Below are 18,438 nucleotides of genomic sequence, written 5' to 3'. Positions count from 1 at the left end.
CGAGCAGCGGGACGCGATCGTCGAAGAGATCAGCAGCGCCATCACCAGCAAGATCTACGCTCTGACGGAAAAACGCATCAAAACGGATGTTCAGAGTGCCTGGCTGGATGCCTACTGCCAGCAAGGGAAGGGCTCCACCTTCATTCGGGCGGAGATCATCGACTCCGACGTGCTGGAGCGTGGCGCTCCCATCCCCACCGCCACCCCGTCACGCGATGGGAACGGTCTGCTGCATGCCATGTCCGCTCTTGTGGACCAGGTGATCGAGGAACAGGACCTGTTCCGCTGGAACGGTCATCGACCGTAAATCCCCTCCTGGCTCCCCCGCAGGCCCGTCCCGGTCAGTTCCGGAACGGGCCTGCTTTCAACTGGCCGCGCACCGGCCGCATGTCATGGCGTGGCCCAGGAGGGCGCGGTACGCCAAGTCCCCGGGCTCTTCCACCAGTTTCGCGGGCCCGCTTTGCTCGTTGCGCTCGATCAAGGTCGACTCCTCGTAGGCGGCCGCGCGCCGGCCCGCTCACGCGCGCCGGCGCGCGGCGTGCTCTCCAGAGCCCGACCTCAACTCACTTCAACGCCGTGCTGCCCGCAGTGTTCTGAGCTCAAGAAGACCGGCGACTGGAGTAACCCGGCGGGCACGGGTGAACGGGCAGCCATACGGTCGGTGTGGGCGCCGCGGACGGCGTGCCTTCGGTGGCCTCGCGTCCCGTGCGCAACGCGGGGCCACCATCTCCCGGGGCACCACGCAGACTCGGTGGACAGCGTGACCCCGCTGTCGATCTGCTCCGACATCCAACCGGTGACGTCCAGGAGCAGCCCGTCCAACGGCCCGCCGATGAGCGTGGCGTAGGTCCCGTGCGGGAGCGACCCCGGGTTGGGGTCGTCGTGGTCGTGACACCTGCCCCTCCTCCTCTTACTGCGGCGGCTGGCCGTACTGCGGCGGTTGCTGTTGCCCGTACTGCGGGGGCTGTTGCTGGTGCTGCGGTGCGCCGTACAGGGGCTGCTGCGGCTGGGCCTGGGCCTGGCCGCCGTACCCGGGTGCCTGCTGCCCGTATCCCGGTGCCGGCTGCCCGTACTGCTGCGGCGGCTGGCCGTACTGTGCAGGCTGCGGCTGCCCGTACTGCTGCTGGGAGCCCGGCGGCAGGTAGAAGACCTGGCCGGGGGACGGCTCGTGGCGCACGAAGCCCGCTGTCTGGAGATATGCGCCGGCCTTCTTGTGGCGCAGGAAGTTGACCCAGATGCCGACGCCGACCAGGACGACCATGCCGCACAGGTAGCCGAGGGCGAGACCTATGGAGTCGCCCAGGAAGCTGAGCGAGCGCAGCAACGCCAGGAAGAGGACCACCCCCACGACCGGCAGCCGCTTCAGCAGCGCGGCCTTGCCGCTCAGGTCGAACAGAACGCGCTTCTTGTTGAGTTCCAGCGTCTGCGGCGGGAAGCCGGGTACCTGCGGTGCGTACGGCCAGTACTGCGCAGCGCGTGCCTGCGCCTGCGGGCTCGGGTCGGGAGTGAAGAGCAGTTTGATGGAGAAGATCTCCTGCCGGGCTCCGGCGTACCTATAACCGAAGAGCTCGGCGGTGGACACCAGCGTCGCGAGCCGCTTCATCATCGACATCTTGGTCGTGAACTCGAACGGCATGCCCCTGCGCATGTGGTCGAACAACTGGGCCGTCTGGCGATCTGCCATGCGTCTTCCGTCCCCCGTCTTGGCGCGCCCGGCACTGCCGCACGCCGCCGCTGTGGCAAACATTCAGGAGCGGCAGCCTAGCCAGCCATGCTGTCCAGGCCACCCCCACCCCCTCTGGAAAGCTGGACTCCTACGCGCCGGCCGCGGCGGGGGCCGCCATCCGGAAGTTGCACGATTGACCTCATCCATGGGCGACCAGTATCCCGGGGGTGATCGCCGACGTCGCCGGGATTCTCACGTGCGAGTACGCGGCCGACCGCGGCGACGAACACGATTGCGGCCAGCACCTCACGGTCACCATGCTGGCGCCGACCACCGCCCTGAGGGCGCGAAGGCGGCTCCGGCACCACCCGCTGAAACAATCCCCACAACTCATCCGGCACCAGGCGCTCAACGATCCCCACCATGGCCGACAGCCTAGCGACCCCACCAAATGAGATGACTTCTTAGACGGTGTCCTACATGGTGAGGCTGGGTAGTGCTCCTCAACATGGTGCAGGGGACGTGGAGTTGGATTGTTCCGGACGGGCTGTGCGAGATCGCCAGGCCGTTGATTCCGGCGGATCGGGTGCGGCCACAGGGTGGCGGAAAGCAGAACACGCCTGATGAGACGCTGTTCGCCGCGATCATCTACGTCCTGGTCAGCGGTTGCGCCTGGCGGGCATTGCCGCCCTGTTTTGGGGTGTCGAAGTCGACGGTGCACCGGCGGTTCATGATCTGGTCGAGAGCTGGTGTGTGGGGGCGTCTGCATGAGGCGGTTGTGCACCGGCTGGACGATGCCGGCCTCGTCGATGTCTCCCGTGTCGTGCTGGACTCCGCGCACGTGCGGGCAAAAAAGGGGGCGAACACACAGGTCCGAGCCCCGTGGACCGGGGCACCCCCGACCACGTCTACGCCGGCGCCCGCCTGTCGGAGAGTCTCGACGAGGAGTGGTGGGATACCGCCAGCGCGGCGGAAATCGCCGGAGTGTGGGACCACGTCGGGGCCTGGCAGGAGGGGCAGGCTCGGAGCGAAATGCAGGCGGCACTACGCGCGGGCATCGAGCGGCATCACCGACTGTTGGTGCCCGAGGGCGCCACGGGCGACGTGGTTGCTGGCCTGTACGGCGGGAAGGACATGCCGGGCCCGGCCGTCCCCCTTTCCGCGCACGGTGAGGCCCTGCGCGAGCAGGCTCACGCCCTGTACGAGGCTGCGTTTGACGACTACGGAACGGCTGCCGTGCAGCGCGCCGAGGCGGACCAGGCCGAGGGCGACGCCGCGACGGCACTGCGCACCCGCAGCGAGCTCCTGACCGAGCGCGCCGAGCAGTCGAGTGCGCAGGCAACACGGCTCATGGAGCTCGAAACGGTGCGCCACCCGGCGGAGTTCGCCCGGGTCGCCCGCCGTGCGGCTGCGGCCGGAAAACCGATCGTCGCGCTGAAGATCGGCGCCAGCAAGCTCGCCTCCCGTACGGCGCAGGCCCACACCGGCGCCCTCGTCGGGGACGACCACGTCGTCGACGCCGCGTTCCGACGGCTCGGCATCATCCGCGTGCACTCCTTGGAAGAACTCATCCTCACCGCCGGTCTGCTGGCCAGGACCGGCCCTCTGCCGGGGCCGCGGATCGGCGTGGTCACCCCGTCCGGCGGCGCCTGCGAGATCATCGCCGACCGCGCCGAGCAGGAGGGCCTGGAGATACCGGCGTTCGCACCCGCCACCACCGCACAACTCGAGGAGAGCGTGCCGGAGTTCGCCACCGTGCAGAACCCGCTCGACGTCACCGGGTACGTGCTCGTGGACCGCACCCTTCTCGCCCGCGCCCTGAAGGCCGTCGCCGCCGACCCCGTGGGTCGGCTTGTCGGTCGTCTGGCCCACGGGAGGTGGCTCCCGATGCCGGTGCCCTGGTGCGTGGCGGGCGCCCAGATCGTCTCGTCGACAACTACGGGGTTCCAGCCGACCTGCCACTCGGAGCCCGAGGGCGTACGGACATAGGAGGACAGCTCTTTATCGTTGGCATGCCGGCCGACGGACAGGGCCATGTCGAAGCCGAGTTCGTGGCCGTTCTGGTGGACCTGAAGGAGCCCGGGGCAAGTCCGCCACCTAGTGACGGCCCAGCAGGCGCGAACGGTCGACGCGCTTGCGCGTGCGCGTCTGCCGGGCGGTGTGCGGGTGCCCCGTCCGCTGCCATGGAACCGCCGATCGCCGTGCCTGTCCCTCGCCTCACCACGCACGGAGTCCTGTCATGACCGTGCCCTGGTCACCATGTCGCACAGCCCGCTGCTGGAGTTCGCCGACCCGCCCGCCGAAATGGTCGACGCCGTCCAGGGCGCCTTCTCCTCCGCACGGACCTTCGTCAAGAAGTACGACCCCACCCTGGTCGTCTCCTTCGCACCCGACCACTACAACGGCTTCTTCTACGACCTGATGCCGCCGTTCTGCATCGGCTACGAGGCCATGGGCGTCGGCGACTACGGCACCACCGAAGGCCCCCTCAGCGTGCCGACCGAGCGCGCCGAGGAACTCGCCCCTTCTGGTGGTGCAGGTGACCGGTCCAGCGCCGCAGCAGGTCCTGGAGAAGGTCGGACCTTGTAGAGAATCAGGGTGGTCGATCCGCCAGCCGAAATGACGGCCTCGATCTCCTGCGCCACATCTACTACGACACCGCCTTGTCCTCGTCGCCGTACGCGCTGCCGAGGCTGCCGGCGGGCGTCGTTGCGCGGCGCATCAAGGCACCGCCGACCCTCCGAACCGAGCTGAACAACCAGAGGCTGACTGCTCACCTCGCGCCTCGGCAGCAGCCTGCGCCCCGCCGGCTCACAGGCCCGACCACTCGGCCCAGACGGTCTTGCCGCTCGGGGAGTAGCGGGTGCCCCAGCGGTCCGCCATCTGGGCGATCATGAACAGACCGCGACCGCTCTCGTCCGTGTCCGAGGCCTGGCGCATATGGGGTGAGGTGCTGCTGCCGTCGGCGACCTCGCAGATGAGCGTGGTGGTGCGGATGAGGCGCAGCTGGATGGGGGCACGCCCGTAACGGATCGCGTTGGTGACGAGTTCGCTGACGATCAGTTCGGTGGTGAAGGCGAGATCCTCCATGTTCCAGGCGGTCAGTTGGCTGGTGGTCAGGGCGCGGGCCTGGGAGACGACGGCGGGGTCGAGGGGGAGGTCCCAGGTGGCGACCCGGTCGGGTCCGAGGGCGTGTGTGCGAGCAAGGAGCAGTACGGCGTCGTCGGCGGGAGTGCGGTGGGGCACCAGGGCGTCGAGGACGGCATCGCAGATGCTGTCGAGTCGCCCATCGGGGCGGGCGAGGGTCCTGCGCAGTCGGCGCAGCGCGGCGTCGATGTCGCCACGGCCACTCTCTCCGGAGAGAAGGCCGTTGGTGTAGAGAGCGAGGACGCTGCCTTCGGGGAGCTCGACCTCGGTGGTCGCGAAGGGCATCCCGCCGAGGCCGAGCGGTGGGCCGCAGGACACGTCGAGGAACTGGCCGGCGCCGTCCGGGCGGACCTGCACCGGGGGGAAGTGGCCTGCGGAGGCCAGTGTGCAGTGGCGCGAGACGGGGTCGTAGACGGCGTACAGACAGCTGCCGCCGATGCCGGCGGTAGGTGACCCGAGGGTCTGCTCAGGAGCGGCGCTCTGGCTGACGATGCCGTCGAGCTGGGCGAGCAGTTCGTCAGGGGCGGGATCCTGCTGTGCCAGAGCGCGGACCGCGGTGCGCAGCCGACCCGCCTCGGCCACGGCGTGGACGCCGCGCCCCGGGACGTCGCCGACGATCAGGCCGACCCGCGCCCCGGAGAGCGGAATGATGTCGAACCAGTCGCCGCCGACTCCCGCCGGGCCGCCGGCAGGCACGTAGCGGTGGGCGGTGGTGACCGCGCTGAGTTCGGCCTGGGTGACGTGGAGCAGGCTCTGCTGGAGGGTGAGCGCGGCATGCCGCTCGTGGGTGAAGCGGCGGGCGTTGTCCACGCAGACCGCGGCGCGGGCCACCACCTCACCCGCGGCAGCCAGGTCGTCGGCCTCGAAAGGGTCGGGCCGGCGCCACCGATAGAAATGCGCGACGCCGAGGGTGACGTCCCGGGCGCACAGCGGGACCACCATCACGGAGTGCACCCCGGCTTCGGTCATCTTCCCGGCCCGGTGCAGGTCGTGGGTCAGCCAGTCCGCGGTTCCCTCGAGTGTCGGCAGCAGGACGGCCTCACCTGTGGCCATGGCCTGCGCCTGAGGAGTGGCCGCGTGGAAGGTGATCAGGGCACCGGGCGCGTAGCTGGCCTCCGGGGCGTCCTCGTGGACCGAGCGGATGGCGGCGCGGCGCAGCACTGCGTCGCCGCCGACCGGTCCGGGCACGGACTCCTCCCCGAGCGCGATGCCCTCCAGCAGATCCACGGCGATGAAGTCGGCCAGCCGGGGGACGGCCACCTCGGTGAGTTCGGCGGCGGTGCGGGTGACGTCGAGGGTGGTGCCGATCCGCTCGCTGGCGTCGTTCAGCAGCACGAGCCGGTCCCTGGCCCGGTTGCGTTCGGTGACCTCGACGACGGCGGAGGCCACGCCCAGGACCTTGCCGGCCGGGTCGCACAGGCGGAAGGAGGTGATGCTCCAGTCCCGGTTCCACCCCTGGAGAGTGGGGGTCGGGGCGCGGTGCTCCTTGGTGACCGGTTCGCCGGTCTCCAGCACCTGGCGAATACGCTCCTCCATCTGCTCGGCCTCCGGGCCGGGGAAGAGGGCGGTGATCCGGCGCCCGAGCGCCTCTTCCCGCGGAATGCCGTGGATCTTCTGCAGAGCGTCGTTGATCCGGATGAAGCACAAGTGGGGGTCGAAGACCGCGAGGCCGATGGGTGCCTGGGAGAACAGCCCGTCCACCGTGGCGCGGTCGGTGTCCCAGCGGCGCAGCTCGGACCCCGCGGTGAAGATCGCGAGCCAGTTCCTGCCGCCCTCGGCGGCAATCGGCCAGACCCGCGCCATGATCTCCGCACGGTGGCCGTCGCGGTGCCGCACGGTGAAGGCGTAGCGCAGGCTCCCGCCCCCCGGGCAGTCGCGCAGTTCGGCGGCCACTGCCGCGAGGTCCCTCTTGAGCTCGATCAGTTCGGTGACAGGGCGGCCGATCAGTTCGTCCGCCCTGTAGCCGAGGATGTCCGGCGCCGCGCCGTCCCACATCGTCAACAGTCCACGGCTGTCCGCGGCAGCCAGGCCCAGCGCCCGCTCCCCCAGGAACGCCGTGTTCTCCACCGCGGCAGCCTCCGATCCGTTCATGGCTCCGCGGGCCTTGCCCCGGGAGGCCGTGCTCGACCCTCGACCGGCTGAAGCCGGTCGAGCACAGCGACGCTCGCCGCGCACTCCTGCTCGAAACTCAAGGTTGTCACCGCGGAGCCACCGACGCAGCCGGTGACAAAGCGAAGGCGCTGCGGCCACGCTGCACATTCCGGAGCAGCCCGTGCGGGAGCGCGGGCGCATTGATGAGCACGGCAGCCGCCCCGCGCTGGGCGACGCCGCCGTCCCGCCGGGAACCGTTAACCGCTCAATTACTCACCGGGTGCGGGTGACCCAGGTAGGGAAATTCGGGCAGGAGATCGGTGTGCGGGGGGATGTTGTCCGAGGTGATCTTGCCGCCGGAGACCATGGTGAGCCGGGCCGAGGTGACATCGTCGGTGAGGGCGCGGCCGTTGGGGTAGGCGGCGGGCTTGGAGCGGTCGTAGCGCAGGACGTCCGGCAGGATCGTACGCAAGGTCTGCTCGGCCGCCTGGGCGTCGTAGCCGCCGGTGTGCGCGAGGACCACGATCCATGGCTTGAGGTAGGTGTCCCAGTCCTTCGCGGGTTCGCCCTCGTTGTACGTTTCCTTGGCGTCTTCCTCGTTGAAGTAGGCGGTCACCGAGGGGTGCGCGCCGCGGTCCACCGACCTCAGCTGCCCGTTCTGGCGCAAGCTCACGCGGCCCCAGACGCCGATGTCGGAGCCTGGGCTCAGTTCGGCGTTCGGCATCTCCAGGACGATGCCGAAGATGTTCTTGTCGAGGCCCCAGTCCTTGCCGGTCCAGGTGAAGTTGTTGCCGATCCCCTCCAGGTCGGCGAAGAACGGGTCGCTGCGCAGTCCGACGAAGAACCGGTACGGGCCCGCCTGGATCACCGTGGGTTCGCCGCTGAGGGAGACCTGCTCGTCGGTGAAGATCTTCTCGCCGGACGGCTCGTGGGAGCGCGCCTCCTCGCCCGTCGCCCGGTGCACGGTCACCGTCTGCCTGCCGTCCTGCGGCTGGGAGAAAACGAAACTGAAAGCGAGATCCGCCTGGTGGTCGCCATCAGTGTCGACGTTGATCCGGTAGACGGCGTCGGGGTGGAACGCCTCGCCGCCGGTGGGGGCGACAGGGTTGCTGTTCATGATCAGCACGGTGCGGTCGCCCGGCACGGTGAACGCGAAGAGGTCCGTCATGTCGAGGCGGGAGTCGCCGAGCGGGGGACGGAGGTTCGGGCCACTGAGGTGATGAGACATGGACCGAGGCTCCACCCCCTCGCCTCCGGTGGACGATCAGCCGCGCCGGGCACGCGCCGTGCGTCACTCCCACGGCAGCGACGTCGCATTCATGTCATTCGGCCGGCCCGGTCCCGCTCACGGCCCGCTTCGATGAGGTCGACGACCCCTTGAGGGTGCGAGACGAAAGAGAAGTGGCCGGCGTCGAATTCTTCGACGATGCCGCGAGGATTCATCCGCCGGGCCATCCGGCGTTCGTTGTCGGGGCGGATCACGCAGTCCTGGGTGGACACTTGATACCCAACGGGCTTGTTGCCCCAGGCCAGTATGGTGACGTTGACACCGCACGTGGAGCCGAGCGGGGCCTTCTGAGCGACGTACGACGGCCTAGCCTCCCACACCGTGGACCGGCTCACGCTCGACATCCCGGCGGGCGAGTTCGCAGTCCTCGTCGGTCCTTCCGACTGCGGCAAGACGACCACGACGAAGCTCATCAACCGGCTGACCGGCCCACGTCGGGACGGATCCATCTGGACGGCACGGACGTCACGGACGTTAACCCGGACGAGCAGCGCCGCCCTATCAGGGCGGCCTGGATGACGTGGTGCAGCGATCCGAGCGTGGTGTCGGAGGGGACGCGGAGGCGCCGCCACAACGGCGGCTTCATGCCGATCAGTTGGGTCCTCAGCGTGGTCTCGCGAAGCACTCCTCCATCGTCTACGTGATCTACCAGATCGTCATCGGCGTCCCGCTCATGGGCCTGCTCGCTTGGTTGCGGAGAAACTTCGCCCACGTCGGGCCCGAGCGTCGTGGCGCCGGGTCGATCCCGGCTCTATTGAGGCTCGCCTACACGGTGGAGGCGCCGACTGGGCAGCCCAGAGCAGCCGCTCGCCGGCGACAGGTCGGGCCGGTACGATGCGGGGCCGGGCCGATGCCCACAGCGTGCAGGATTTTCCAGACGGTGGGCGCGGCGATCGGGTGCTGCAGGTCAAGCGGCATAGCGGTGCTCGTTAATGACGCTGCCAAGGACGCGGGTGCGCAGGAGTCTGCGGCCTTCGAGTGCGTGCACGGCGATGAGTTGATGGTCGGCGGCGGTCGAGTACTACAGCGAGGCCCAGGGCTGGGGCGACCTCATGGACGAACTCGGGCTGGGACCCACTGCGCAACCGCCATCTCCTGAGGGGCGCAGAACACATGCAACGGACAAGATCACTGGTCACGGCCGTTGTGCTGAGCGCCATCGGCGTGCTGCTGCTCGGGGCGGTGCGCTGGTAGAAGCGCGCGTACCGGTCGAACTTCGCGGCGATCGTCACCGCGTCCTCGTGGCAGTTGTCGGCCTCAATGAACAGCAGCGGCATCCTGTGCTCGGGCGCGGTGACCACCGCGTCCGCGCGGGCGCTGCCGAGACCGGGACTCTTCCAGGTACCCGACACCGGAAGCGCGACCTCGGTCGCATACGAGGCGATCGTGCCGACCCCCGACGGCGCCTCGGCCGCCGTCCGCGCCGCGGCGAGGACCTCGTCCGGTTCGCCCTCGATCAGCGACAGGTCCGGCTGAGGCCGGATAAGGGCGAGGACCGTCTCGTTCACCGTCATCGCGTGCGCGGCACCGGTGCGTCCCGCACCCTTGGGCAACCCGCCCATCTCCTCCGGCGCGCGCCCCAGTTCGACTGCCGCCGCCGCCAGGCCGGCCGCCGTAAGCAACCGCACCTCCTCCCCCGCCCGCGTACGGCCCCCGTCCACGGAAAGGCCATGACGCCGCAGATCGTTCGCCGCCGCCCGGTGCGACGCGGTCCGCGCCTCCTTGCGCTGCGCCGGCGTGGCGTCTTCTTCGCCGTGTGCCGGCACGTCAGGTGCGGCGAGGACAGACGCTGGATCTGATCCGCCGTCGCCATCTTCAACACACCCAGCGTGCGCAGCACATCACCACGCAACGCGTTCGAGGATCCCGACGCATTCGTCACGCGCCTGCCCGACATCACCCAACCCCCTTCGCTGCTCCGACCGCCCCGGCCGGGCAGCCACTTCCCCCTGACCCCCACCGCTGAGCTGATGCTCCTGCCGACACGGGTAGGCAACCCCCACGGCCGCAAACCGATCGGGGCCGGCTGGCTGTCCGGCCGCCACCGCGAATGGATCCAGTCGCTGCCCGAGTTCCTGGTCCCCACTCGCGTCGAGATCACCGGGCAGCAGGTCACCAAGATGCTGCCCTTCGGGAAGCCCAAGATCTTCCTCTACGCCTACCGGCACACCTACTGCCAGCGGCACGCTGACCAGGGCATCCAGCCCGATGTCCTCCAAAGCCTGATGGACCATCGCCAACTGGCCACTACTCAGCGTTACTACCGGGTCGGTGAGCAGCGCAAACGCGAGGCCGTCGACCGAGTATCGGCGATGCAGTTCGACCGCAGCGGCAACCGCATCTGGCGGCAAGCCAAGGAACTGCTGGACGACGAGTACGCACGCCGCGCCGTCGGCGAAGTTCAGGCACCCTACGGCGTCTGTGTCGAGCCGTCCAACGTCGCGGCCGGCGGACACGCCTGCCCTGTCCGATTCCGCTGCGTCGGCTGCGACGACTTCCGCACAGACACCTCCTATCTCCCCGACCTGGAGGCATACCTCGCCGACCTGCTGCGAAACCGAGAGCGCCTGGCCGCGTTCACCTCCGCCGACGACTGGGCAAAAGCCGAGGCCACACCCTCCGATGAGAAGATCACCCGGGTCCGTCGTCTGGTCCGGCGTGTCCGAGAGGACCTCGACGCCCTCACCGACGAGGACCGCGCGCAGATCAAGGAAGCCACCAGCGTCCTGCGCCGCAGCCGACGGCACATCGTCGGCCTCGGGATGCCCCGCGTCGGACCACCCATGCCCGACTTCCATTCCGGCAGAACAGCATGACCAACATGAGCGACGGCCGGCGGGCCGACTCGGCCCGCCGCCGTGACCGCGTTCTCAAGGCCCTGGACACAATGGCACCTCCGCTAGGGCTTCGGCAGCCACAGGGGTGAGCTGTGGCAGGTCCAGCCCTGCCTCCGCGCACGCGTCCGCGGCGAGTACGCCCGCGCCGCCCGCGTTGGTGACGACCGCAACGCGGGTGCCCGCAGGAAGCGGCTGAGAGTGCATGAGGGCTGCGGTTTCGAGGAGTTCGCCGACCGAGCGCGTCGCGGTGATCCCGGCTTGTGTGAACAGCGCCTGGCGCGTCATCCTGCAGGTCGCGGCGGCCGCCGTGTGCGAGGCGGCGGCACGGCGGCCCGCGTCGGTACGTCCGGCGTCGACGGTGAGCAGCGGCATCCCGCGAGTGACGCGCCGCGCGGTGCGCGAGAACGCCAGCGGGTTACCGAACGACTCAAGGTGCAGCACGGCGAGGTCGGTGCGGCCGTCGCTCTCCCACCACTGGAGCATGTCATTGCCACTGACGTCGAACTTGTCACCGAGCGACGCGAAAGAGGACACACCGATGCCGAGCCGCGACAGCCCGTCGAGCAGGGCGATGCCCACGCCTCCGGACTGCCCGGCAACGCCCGCGCTGCCGGGCAGCGGGTGACCGGCGGCGAAGGTGGCGTCGAGAGAGAGCTCCGGGTCCGTGTTGGAGACGCCGAGACAGTTGGGCCCGACGAGACGCATGCCGTATGTGCGGCACGCCTCAAGCAGCGCCTGGGCCTGGTCACGGTCAAGACCGGACGACACCACGAGCAGGGCCCGTGCACCTGCCTTGCCGCACTCTTCCGCGGCGGCGGGAAGGGCCAGTGCCGGTATCGCGAGAACCACCAGATCAGGCACCTTGGGAAGCGCGCTGACCGAAGGGTAGGACAGAACGCCCATCACCGACGTGGCCCTGGGGTTCACGGCGAACAGTCGCCCGGTGTACCCACCTGTGCGCAAGTGGTGCAGGACGGCCCGGCCCACGGAACCAGGCCTGCGCCCGGCGCCGACGACGGCGATCGCGTCCGGCCGCAGCAGGGGTTGAAGGCTGGCCACGTCGGCGGCCCCGCCACGTGTCTCCACCGCCGAGAGGTACGTCTCGTCCTCGTCCAGTTCAACGGTGCAGCGTACTTCCGGGCCCTCGAAATGGCGGGCCGTGCGCAGCCCCAAGTCGGCGAAGAGCTGCAGCACTTCCCGGTTCTCGGACAGCGCGTCGGCCGTGAACGTAGTGATGCCCTCCGCGCGCGCGGCGGAGATCAGGTGTTCAACGAGGAGCGTTCCGACACCCCGGTGGTGCAGTCCGTCGGCGACGGCAATCGAGATCTCCGCGGACTTCGAGTCGCCGCCGGCCACGTACTCCGCCAGGCCGATCACCCGGCCCTGGGCCTCGGCAAGCAGCGCCCGGCATCCGGGCCGCCGGGGTGCGCAGGCACGGTCCGCGGCCTGCTCAGCGACGCGGCGGCTCGCACCGAAGAACCTCAGCCGGAGGTTGCCCGCGGACATCCCGTCGTACAGGCCCTTGAGCGACGCGTGGTCACCTGGCCGCACCTCGCGGATGCACACCGTGGATCCGTCGGCGAGCAGAGCGTGAACGATCGCTCGGTTGCGCTCGACGTCCGTCATGCCGGCCTCCTCGAAACCTCACGACACTCCGAGCATCCAGCGGTACGCAGGCCCGTCCCAGGGGCTGACCGGGTGCGTCGCATGGGCCGGTCGGCCCCTGCTGCGGTGGCTCGGCGTCACGCACTCGGCCGGATGTGCTCAGCCGTCACACCTGCGGGCGTCGTCCCTCAGCGTCCGGGCAGGGTGAGCGTGCAGGACTCTCCGGGCGCCACCGAGACGGTGCGGTCCGCGAGGGCGATGCCGATCGGGTCCCGGTCGGACGTCGGCACGGAAACCCGCAGCCGGCCCGCGCTCAGCCTCAGTTGCACACCGCGGTGTCCCCGGTAGCGGAGCGCGAATCCGTACTCGGACAGCTCGGGCAAGGGGACCGGGTCGAACCACAGCGCGCCACCTTGCGGGTCTCGAGGCCGGTCAGTCCGCGCTGAACGAGGTCGAGGGTGCCGGCCATGGCACCGAGGTGAATGCCCTCACCCGTGGTGCCGCCCTGCAGATCCGCGATGTCACCCGCCAGGGCCTCGTGGACGTACGTCCACGCCTCGGCCCGGCGCGCCCGGGCCAGCACCCATCCGTGGACAAGACTGCTCAGGGTCGAACCGTGGCTGGTCCGGCGGAGATAGTGATCGACGGTGCGACGCCATACGGTGTCGTCCAGCTCGTGGCCCAACCGGCGGAACAGGCCCGCGAGTTCGGCGGGCGCGAAGAGATAGCCCAGCATCAGGACGTCGGCCTGCTTCGACGCCTGGTAGCGGTTGACGGTGTCGCCTTCGCCTTCAAGGATCCGGTCGAGGCGCCGGATGTCACCGTAGCGGTCCCGGTAGGCAGTCCAGTCGAGCTCGGCCAGGTCGCCGTACCCGTCGAACTGGCTGATGACGCCCGCGTGGTACGGCACGTGCAGCCTGCGGGAGACGTCCTCCCACAAGTCGAGTTCGGCCGGCTCGAGCCCGGTGGTCTCGCACAGGTCCCGGCGCACCGGTTCGGGCAGGCCGCGCAGGACGTCGAGGGTGCGGGCCAGCACCCAGGCGGCGGTGACATTGGTGTACGCGTTGTCGTCCAGCCCCGGATCACGGGCGCCGGGATAGGCGTCGTGATATTCGTCGGGGCCGACGACGCCGCGGATCCGGTAGCGGCCGAGTGACTGGTCGAACTCCGCGACGCCGGCCCAGAACCTGGCGATCTGAACGAGCATCTCGCTGCCCTTGGTATGCAGAAATTCCGTGTCGCCGCTCGCCTCGCAGTACTGCCACACGTTGTAGGCGATCGCCGATCCGACGTGGTGCTGGAGCCGTGAGTGATCGGGCAGCCAGCGTCCGGAGCGCGGATTGAGGTGGAGTCGCTGGGTCTCCTCGCGTCCGTCGCTGCCGCTCTGCCAGGGATACATGGCGCCGGTGCGCCCGGCATCGCGCGCAGCGGAGCACGCCTGTTCCAAACGGCGGTGGCGGTACGTGAGCAGGGCCCGGGAGACCTCGGGGAAATGCAGGTTCAGATATGGCAGGACGAACAGCTCGTCCCAGAAGACGTGCCCGCGATAGGCCTCGCCGTGCAGCCCTCGGGCCGGGACGCCGACGTCGAGGTCGGCGGTGTGCGGGGACAGGGTCTGCAGCACATGGAAGAGATGCAGCCGCAGCACCGGTCCCGCGCCGGTCGGCACATTCAACTCCGCGTTGCGCCATAGCCTTTGCCACGCCGAGTGGTGTGACTCCAGCAGCGTCTCGAAGTCCGCGGCACGGTGGACCCGGTCGACCGCCGCGTGCAGTGGGTCGCTGATGGCCGGGTCACGCGAGGTGTGCAGGGCAACGGTCTTGTCGACCGTCACCGTGCGCCCGTCGGCCAGGGAGATTCTGAGCACCTGGATGGCGCGGGCGTGCTCGTGCGCCACCGCCGTCTCCGCGTGCGCGTCCACCACCGTGCGGGCCGCGAGGCCGATCCTGATGTCCGAGGTGCTGGTGCGGCAGCGCATCCAGACGGTGTCGGGCGTCGGCGATCCGGTCTGGACGTGCGTGAGGTGGCGGTGGGCGAGCGCTTCGTAGCGCGCTACTCCGGTGTTGGTGACGGTCCCGTCCAGAGCCGACTCGACCTCCAGCCGGCCCGACCAGTCCTCGGCGGTGACCTCGGTCCGGAGCAGTGCCAGGTGCGGATCGGCCATGTGCACCACCCGCAACTGTCGTACGGCGAGACGCCGGCCGTCGTCGTCCTCGTACCGCACGACGCGTTCCAGCGTGCCGGTACGGAGATCAAGACTCTGGCGGTGGTCAAGGATCTTGTGGGTGTCCGGGGAGAGCCAGGTCCCGGTGTCCGTACGGAAGCGGAGTCGCAGCCAGTTGGGGAGGTTGACCATGTCTTCGTTCTCGACCCTGCGGCCGGCCACGTCCGAGGTGAGCCGGTTGTAGCAGCCGGCTGCGTACGTGCCCGGGTAATGGACGGCGTCGGCGGCGCATTCCGGTGCTGCTCCGCGGGTCGCGAAATAGCCGTTGCCGAGGGTGCACAGCGACTCCCGCAGCCTTTCCTGGGCGGGATCGTAGCCCTCGTACTCCAGTGTCCAGCCCCGCATCGTCAGCCCTCCCCCAGCAGTTCGCCCAAGTCGTCGACCACCAGATCCGCGCCGCGCTTCAGCAGAGCGCCCCGGGTGTCTGGGGTGCGAGCGCGGTCCACCCCCACGACGAGGCCGAAGCCGCCGCGCCGTCCGGCCTCGACTCCGGCCAGTGCGTCCTCGACGACGGCGGTCAGCCGGGCGGGAACGCCCAGGCGGCGTGCCGCCTCCAGGAAGAGCGCGGGGTCAGGTTTCCCCGGGAGAGCGAGGCGCCCGGCTTCTACGCCGTCCACCAGGACGTCGAAGAGGTCGCGCACGCCGGCACGCTCGAGGAGTTCCCCGGCGTGCCGGGAGGCCGAGGCGGCGGCCATCGGCATCCCGGCGGACCGCAGGGTCCGCACCAGCCGGACCGTGCCCGGATAGGCGTCGACGCCCTCGGCGCGCAGCCGCTCGGTGAAGAGCACTTCCTTGTGGTCGGCGACGGCCTGGATCTCCGTACCGGACGGGTGGAGCCCCCGGGCGCGGAGGAACGCGGCGGCTCCGTCGAGGCGTGATTTCCCGTCGACGTACCGCAGATAGTCGTCGCGCAGGTCGAAGGGCGGTTGTCCCTGCGGGTCCCGGGCGTGCAGGAAGCCGTCGAAGGCCGTCTTCCACGCGGCGGCGTGCACCCGCGCGGAGTCCGTGACGACGCCGTCGGTGTCGAAGACCACGGCTGCCGTACCTCGCAACGCACGGGGCACGGCGGCCGTTCCGCTCCGTTCACCACTCATCGCTCGCCGGCCCTCGAATTGGCGTCGTGCCGCGCGTCGCCTCCGTCATGACGATCAACTCCTTTGAGCAAAAGGCGCCTTACGCGCTCCAGGCCCAGTCGGCGACCTCCGGCAGGTCGGTTCCGTGCTCGCGGATCCACGCGTGGTGCCGGGTGCGGGCGTCGGCCATGCGCTGGCGTACGGCGGCGGCCCGGACAGCGAAGCCGGGCACTCGGTCGATGACGTCCATCACCAGGCGGTAGCGGTCCATGTCGTTGCGGACGACCATGTCGAACGGGGTCGTGGTCGTGCCCATTTCCTTGTAGCCGCGGACATGGAGGTTGCCGTGTCCGGTGCGGCGGTAGGCAAGACGGTGGATCAGCCAGGGGTAGCCGTGGTAGGCGAAGATCACGGGCTTGTCCGTCGTGAACAGCCCGTCGTACTCGAAGTCGCTCATCCCGTGGGGATGTTCATCGCGGGCCAGCAGGCGGGTCATGTCGACCACGTTGACGACCCGGACGGCCAGTTCTGGCAGGTGGCGCCGCAGCAGGTCGGACGCTGCCAGGATCTCCAGGGTGGGGACGTCGCCCGCGCAGGCGAGGACGACATCGGGCTCGCGGTCCCCGCCGGAGGACCCTGCCCAGTCCCAGATTCCGGCGCCGCGCGCGCAGTGGGCGCGGGCCTGGTCCATGGAGAGCCAGTCGAAGCAGGGCTGTTTGCCCGCGACGACGACGTTGACGTAGTCCCTGCTGCGCAGGACATGGTCCGCGACGGACAGCAGCGTGTTGGCGTCGGGCGGCAGGTACACCCGTACGACCTCGGGACTCTTGTTGAGGACGTGATCCACGAAACCGGGGTCCTGGTGCGAGAACCCGTTGTGGTCCTGCCGCCAGACGTGTGACGTCAGCAGGTAGTTGAGGGAGGCGATCGGAGCCCGCCACTCCAGTGCCCGAGAGGTCCTGAGCCACTTGATGTGCTGGTTCACCATCGAGTCGACGATGTGGACGAACGCCTCGTAGCACGAGAACAGTCCGTGCCGGCCGGTGAGGAGGTAACCCTCCAGCCAGCCCTGACAGAGGTGTTCGGAGAGGATCTCCATGACGCGGCCGTGTCGGTCCAGGTGCTCGTCCACCGGGAGGGTCTGTGCCTGCCAGGCTTTGCCACTGGCCTGGTAGACGGCTTCGAGCCGGTTGGAGGCTGTCTCGTCGGGCCCGACCAGGCGGAAGTCACGGCGGCCGGAGGTGTCCTCCATGATCCGTTCCAGGAGGTTGCCCAGGACACGGGTGGGCTCGTGCTGGGTGGCGCCCGGCTTGTCTACGGGGACGGCGAAGCCGTCGAGGGGCGGAATCGGCAGATCGCGCACGAGACGGCCGCCGTTGGCGTGCAACGTGGCGCCGAGGCGGCGGTCCCCCTCGGGGACGCACGCAAGGACGTCCGCGCTGGGCCGCCCCGCTGGATCGAAGAGTTCCTCGGGTCGGTACGAGCGTAGCCATGCCTCCAACTGCCCCAGATGCTCCGGGTTTTCACGTACGCCGGCCAGGGGGACCTGGTGGGCCCGCCAGGTCCCCTCGACGGGCACGCCGTCGACCTCGGCGGGTCCCGTCCAGCCCTTCGGCGTACGCAGCACGACCACGGGCCAGCGCACCCGCTCGGCCACGCCGCCCTCGCGGGCCGTGCGCTGCATCAGCTCGATGCGGTCCAGCGCCCGGTCGAGAGCGCCGGCCATGGCGCGGTGGACCTGAAGCGGATCGTCGCCGGTCACGTGAATCGGCTCGTGCCCGTATCCCCGTAGCAACTCGTCGAGTTCGGGCTCGGGGATGCGGGACAGTACGGTCGGGTTGGCGATCTTGTAGCCGTTGAGATGGAGGATCGGCAGGACAGCGCCGTCGTGGACCGGGTCGAGGAACTTGTTCGAGTGCCAGGACGCGGCGAGCGGACCGGTCTCCGCCTCGCCGTCGCCGATCACGCAGGCAACCAGCAGGTTCGGATTGTCGAAGGCGGCGCCATATGCGTGAGCGAGTGAGTAGCCGAGTTCACCGCCCTCGTGGATCGACCCGGGCGTCTCGGGCGCCACATGGCTGGGCACGCCGCCCGGGAACGAGAACTGCCTGAAGAGGCGTTCCATGCCCGTCGCGTCACGCGTGACGTCCGCGTAGGTCTCGCTGTAGCTGCCCTCCAGCCAGGAGTTCGCGAGGACCGCGGGCCCACCGTGGCCCGGTCCCCACACGCACAGCGCTTCGAGGTCACGGGCTTTGATGGCGCGGTTAAGGTGGGTGTGGACGAGGTTGAGGCCGGGCGACGTTCCCCAGTGGCCGAGCAGGCGCGGCTTGATGTGGGCGGGAGTCAGGGGCTCGGCGAGCAGCGGATTGGCCATGAGGTAGATCTGGCCCACGGCAAGGTAGTTCGCGGCCCGCCAGTGGGCGTCCAGGGTGCGCAGTTCGTCGTCGGTCAGTAGCGTGCTGTCCTGGTGTTCGACCTTGGGCATGGTGGCTCCGTATGTCATCGGG

At 69.6% G+C, this 18,438-nt stretch carries 11 protein-coding genes and 5 pseudogenes; 5 read left to right on the top strand and 11 right to left on the bottom strand.

Translation table 11 applies throughout. From position 1 onward, the window contains the following. Positions 1-910: 910 nt before the first annotated feature. Together OHO83_RS39665 and OHO83_RS39660 are read right to left on the bottom strand one after the other, a co-directional pair. Positions 911-1,684: a hypothetical protein gene (locus tag OHO83_RS39665; protein WP_266667016.1), complete on the bottom strand. Its 774-nt coding sequence runs from the start codon at positions 1,682-1,684 to the stop codon at positions 911-913. 224 nt (positions 1,685-1,908) lie between these two features. Next, positions 1,909-2,091: pseudogene (locus tag OHO83_RS39660) on the bottom strand (IS5/IS1182 family transposase); the annotation flags it as partial. An 83-nt stretch (positions 2,092-2,174) separates the two neighbouring features. Here OHO83_RS39660 and OHO83_RS39655 point away from each other — a divergent pair. The 3 genes and pseudogenes from OHO83_RS39655 to OHO83_RS39645 all read left to right on the top strand — a co-directional run. After that, positions 2,175-2,566 (top strand): annotated as a pseudogene (locus OHO83_RS39655) (transposase); the annotation flags it as partial. A gap of 132 nt (positions 2,567-2,698) precedes the next feature. Then, a complete protein-coding gene (locus OHO83_RS39650; RefSeq protein ID WP_330280834.1) occupies positions 2,699-3,655 on the top strand; it encodes a hypothetical protein in 957 nt (318 codons plus the stop codon). Between the two features lie 270 nt (positions 3,656-3,925). Continuing rightward, positions 3,926-4,255 (top strand): hypothetical protein, encoded by a 330-nt coding sequence (locus OHO83_RS39645; protein ID WP_330280583.1) that lies wholly within the window; start codon positions 3,926-3,928, stop codon positions 4,253-4,255. A 222-nt stretch (positions 4,256-4,477) separates the two neighbouring features. On the opposite strand, the gene OHO83_RS39640 is transcribed toward OHO83_RS39645, so the two are convergent. The 3 genes from OHO83_RS39640 to OHO83_RS39630 form a co-directional block, all read right to left on the bottom strand. Next, positions 4,478-6,904, bottom strand: coding sequence for a SpoIIE family protein phosphatase (locus tag OHO83_RS39640; RefSeq protein ID WP_330280582.1), 2,427 nt, complete (start codon positions 6,902-6,904; stop codon positions 4,478-4,480). A 265-nt stretch (positions 6,905-7,169) separates the two neighbouring features. Continuing rightward, complete coding sequence (locus tag OHO83_RS39635) at positions 7,170-8,132, bottom strand: DUF4331 family protein (protein ID WP_330280581.1); 963 nt, start codon at positions 8,130-8,132, stop codon at positions 7,170-7,172. Between the two features lie 89 nt (positions 8,133-8,221). Further along, positions 8,222-8,386: a hypothetical protein gene (locus OHO83_RS39630; RefSeq protein WP_330280580.1), complete on the bottom strand. Its 165-nt coding sequence runs from the start codon at positions 8,384-8,386 to the stop codon at positions 8,222-8,224. A 127-nt stretch (positions 8,387-8,513) separates the two neighbouring features. Between OHO83_RS39630 and OHO83_RS39625 the strand changes: the two are divergent. Continuing rightward, a pseudogene (locus OHO83_RS39625) lies at positions 8,514-8,642 on the top strand (ATP-binding cassette domain-containing protein); the annotation flags it as partial. On the opposite strand, the gene OHO83_RS47115 reads toward OHO83_RS39625, so the two are convergent. Beyond that, complete coding sequence (locus OHO83_RS47115) at positions 8,605-8,817, bottom strand: IS1096 element passenger TnpR family protein (RefSeq protein ID WP_443066077.1); 213 nt, start codon at positions 8,815-8,817, stop codon at positions 8,605-8,607. The pseudogene OHO83_RS39625 and the gene OHO83_RS47115 sit on opposite strands and share 38 nt — an antisense overlap. Positions 8,818-9,121: 304 nt before the next feature. Beyond that, positions 9,122-9,958 (bottom strand): replication-relaxation family protein, encoded by an 837-nt coding sequence (locus tag OHO83_RS39620; protein ID WP_330280578.1) that lies wholly within the window; start codon positions 9,956-9,958, stop codon positions 9,122-9,124. A gap of 63 nt (positions 9,959-10,021) precedes the next feature. On the opposite strand from OHO83_RS39620, the gene OHO83_RS39615 reads away from it, so the two are divergent. After that, a complete protein-coding gene (locus OHO83_RS39615; protein WP_330280577.1) occupies positions 10,022-11,008 on the top strand; it encodes a hypothetical protein in 987 nt (328 codons plus the stop codon). 75 nt (positions 11,009-11,083) lie between these two features. Here OHO83_RS39615 and OHO83_RS39610 read toward each other — a convergent pair. The 4 genes and pseudogenes from OHO83_RS39610 to OHO83_RS39595 form a co-directional block, all read right to left on the bottom strand. Beyond that, a pseudogene (locus tag OHO83_RS39610) lies at positions 11,084-12,655 on the bottom strand (GNAT family N-acetyltransferase); the annotation flags it as partial. Between the two features lie 167 nt (positions 12,656-12,822). Further along, positions 12,823-15,203: pseudogene (locus tag OHO83_RS39605) on the bottom strand (glycoside hydrolase family 65 protein). 2 nt (positions 15,204-15,205) lie between these two features. Further along, complete coding sequence (locus OHO83_RS39600; RefSeq protein ID WP_329436490.1) at positions 15,206-15,952, bottom strand: HAD family hydrolase; 747 nt, start codon at positions 15,950-15,952, stop codon at positions 15,206-15,208. A gap of 79 nt (positions 15,953-16,031) precedes the next feature. Continuing rightward, positions 16,032-18,416, bottom strand: a complete 2,385-nt coding sequence (locus OHO83_RS39595; RefSeq protein WP_330280576.1) for a phosphoketolase family protein — start codon at positions 18,414-18,416, stop codon at positions 16,032-16,034. Between the last annotated feature and the right edge of the window lie 22 nt (positions 18,417-18,438).

It is taken from the genome of Streptomyces sp. NBC_00569, from assembly GCF_036345255.1.
In the GTDB taxonomy this organism is placed as follows: domain Bacteria; phylum Actinomycetota; class Actinomycetes; order Streptomycetales; family Streptomycetaceae; genus Streptomyces.
This window is presented reverse-complemented; position numbering and strand designations above follow the sequence as displayed.

Excerpts from the sequence above, each read along its gene's own strand:
- OHO83_RS39665 (WP_266667016.1), bottom strand. The coding sequence starts at position 1,684 with ATGGCAGATCGCCAGACGGCCCAGTTGTTCGACCACATGCGCAGGGGC.
- OHO83_RS39650 (WP_330280834.1), top strand. The coding sequence starts at position 2,699 with ATGCAGGCGGCACTACGCGCGGGCATCGAGCGGCATCACCGACTGTTG.
- OHO83_RS39645 (WP_330280583.1), top strand. The coding sequence starts at position 3,926 with ATGTCGCACAGCCCGCTGCTGGAGTTCGCCGACCCGCCCGCCGAAATG.
- OHO83_RS39640 (WP_330280582.1), bottom strand. The coding sequence starts at position 6,904 with ATGAACGGATCGGAGGCTGCCGCGGTGGAGAACACGGCGTTCCTGGGG.
- OHO83_RS39635 (WP_330280581.1), bottom strand. The coding sequence starts at position 8,132 with ATGTCTCATCACCTCAGTGGCCCGAACCTCCGTCCCCCGCTCGGCGAC.
- OHO83_RS39600 (WP_329436490.1), bottom strand. The coding sequence starts at position 15,952 with ATGAGTGGTGAACGGAGCGGAACGGCCGCCGTGCCCCGTGCGTTGCGA.
- OHO83_RS39595 (WP_330280576.1), bottom strand. The coding sequence starts at position 18,416 with ATGCCCAAGGTCGAACACCAGGACAGCACGCTACTGACCGACGACGAA.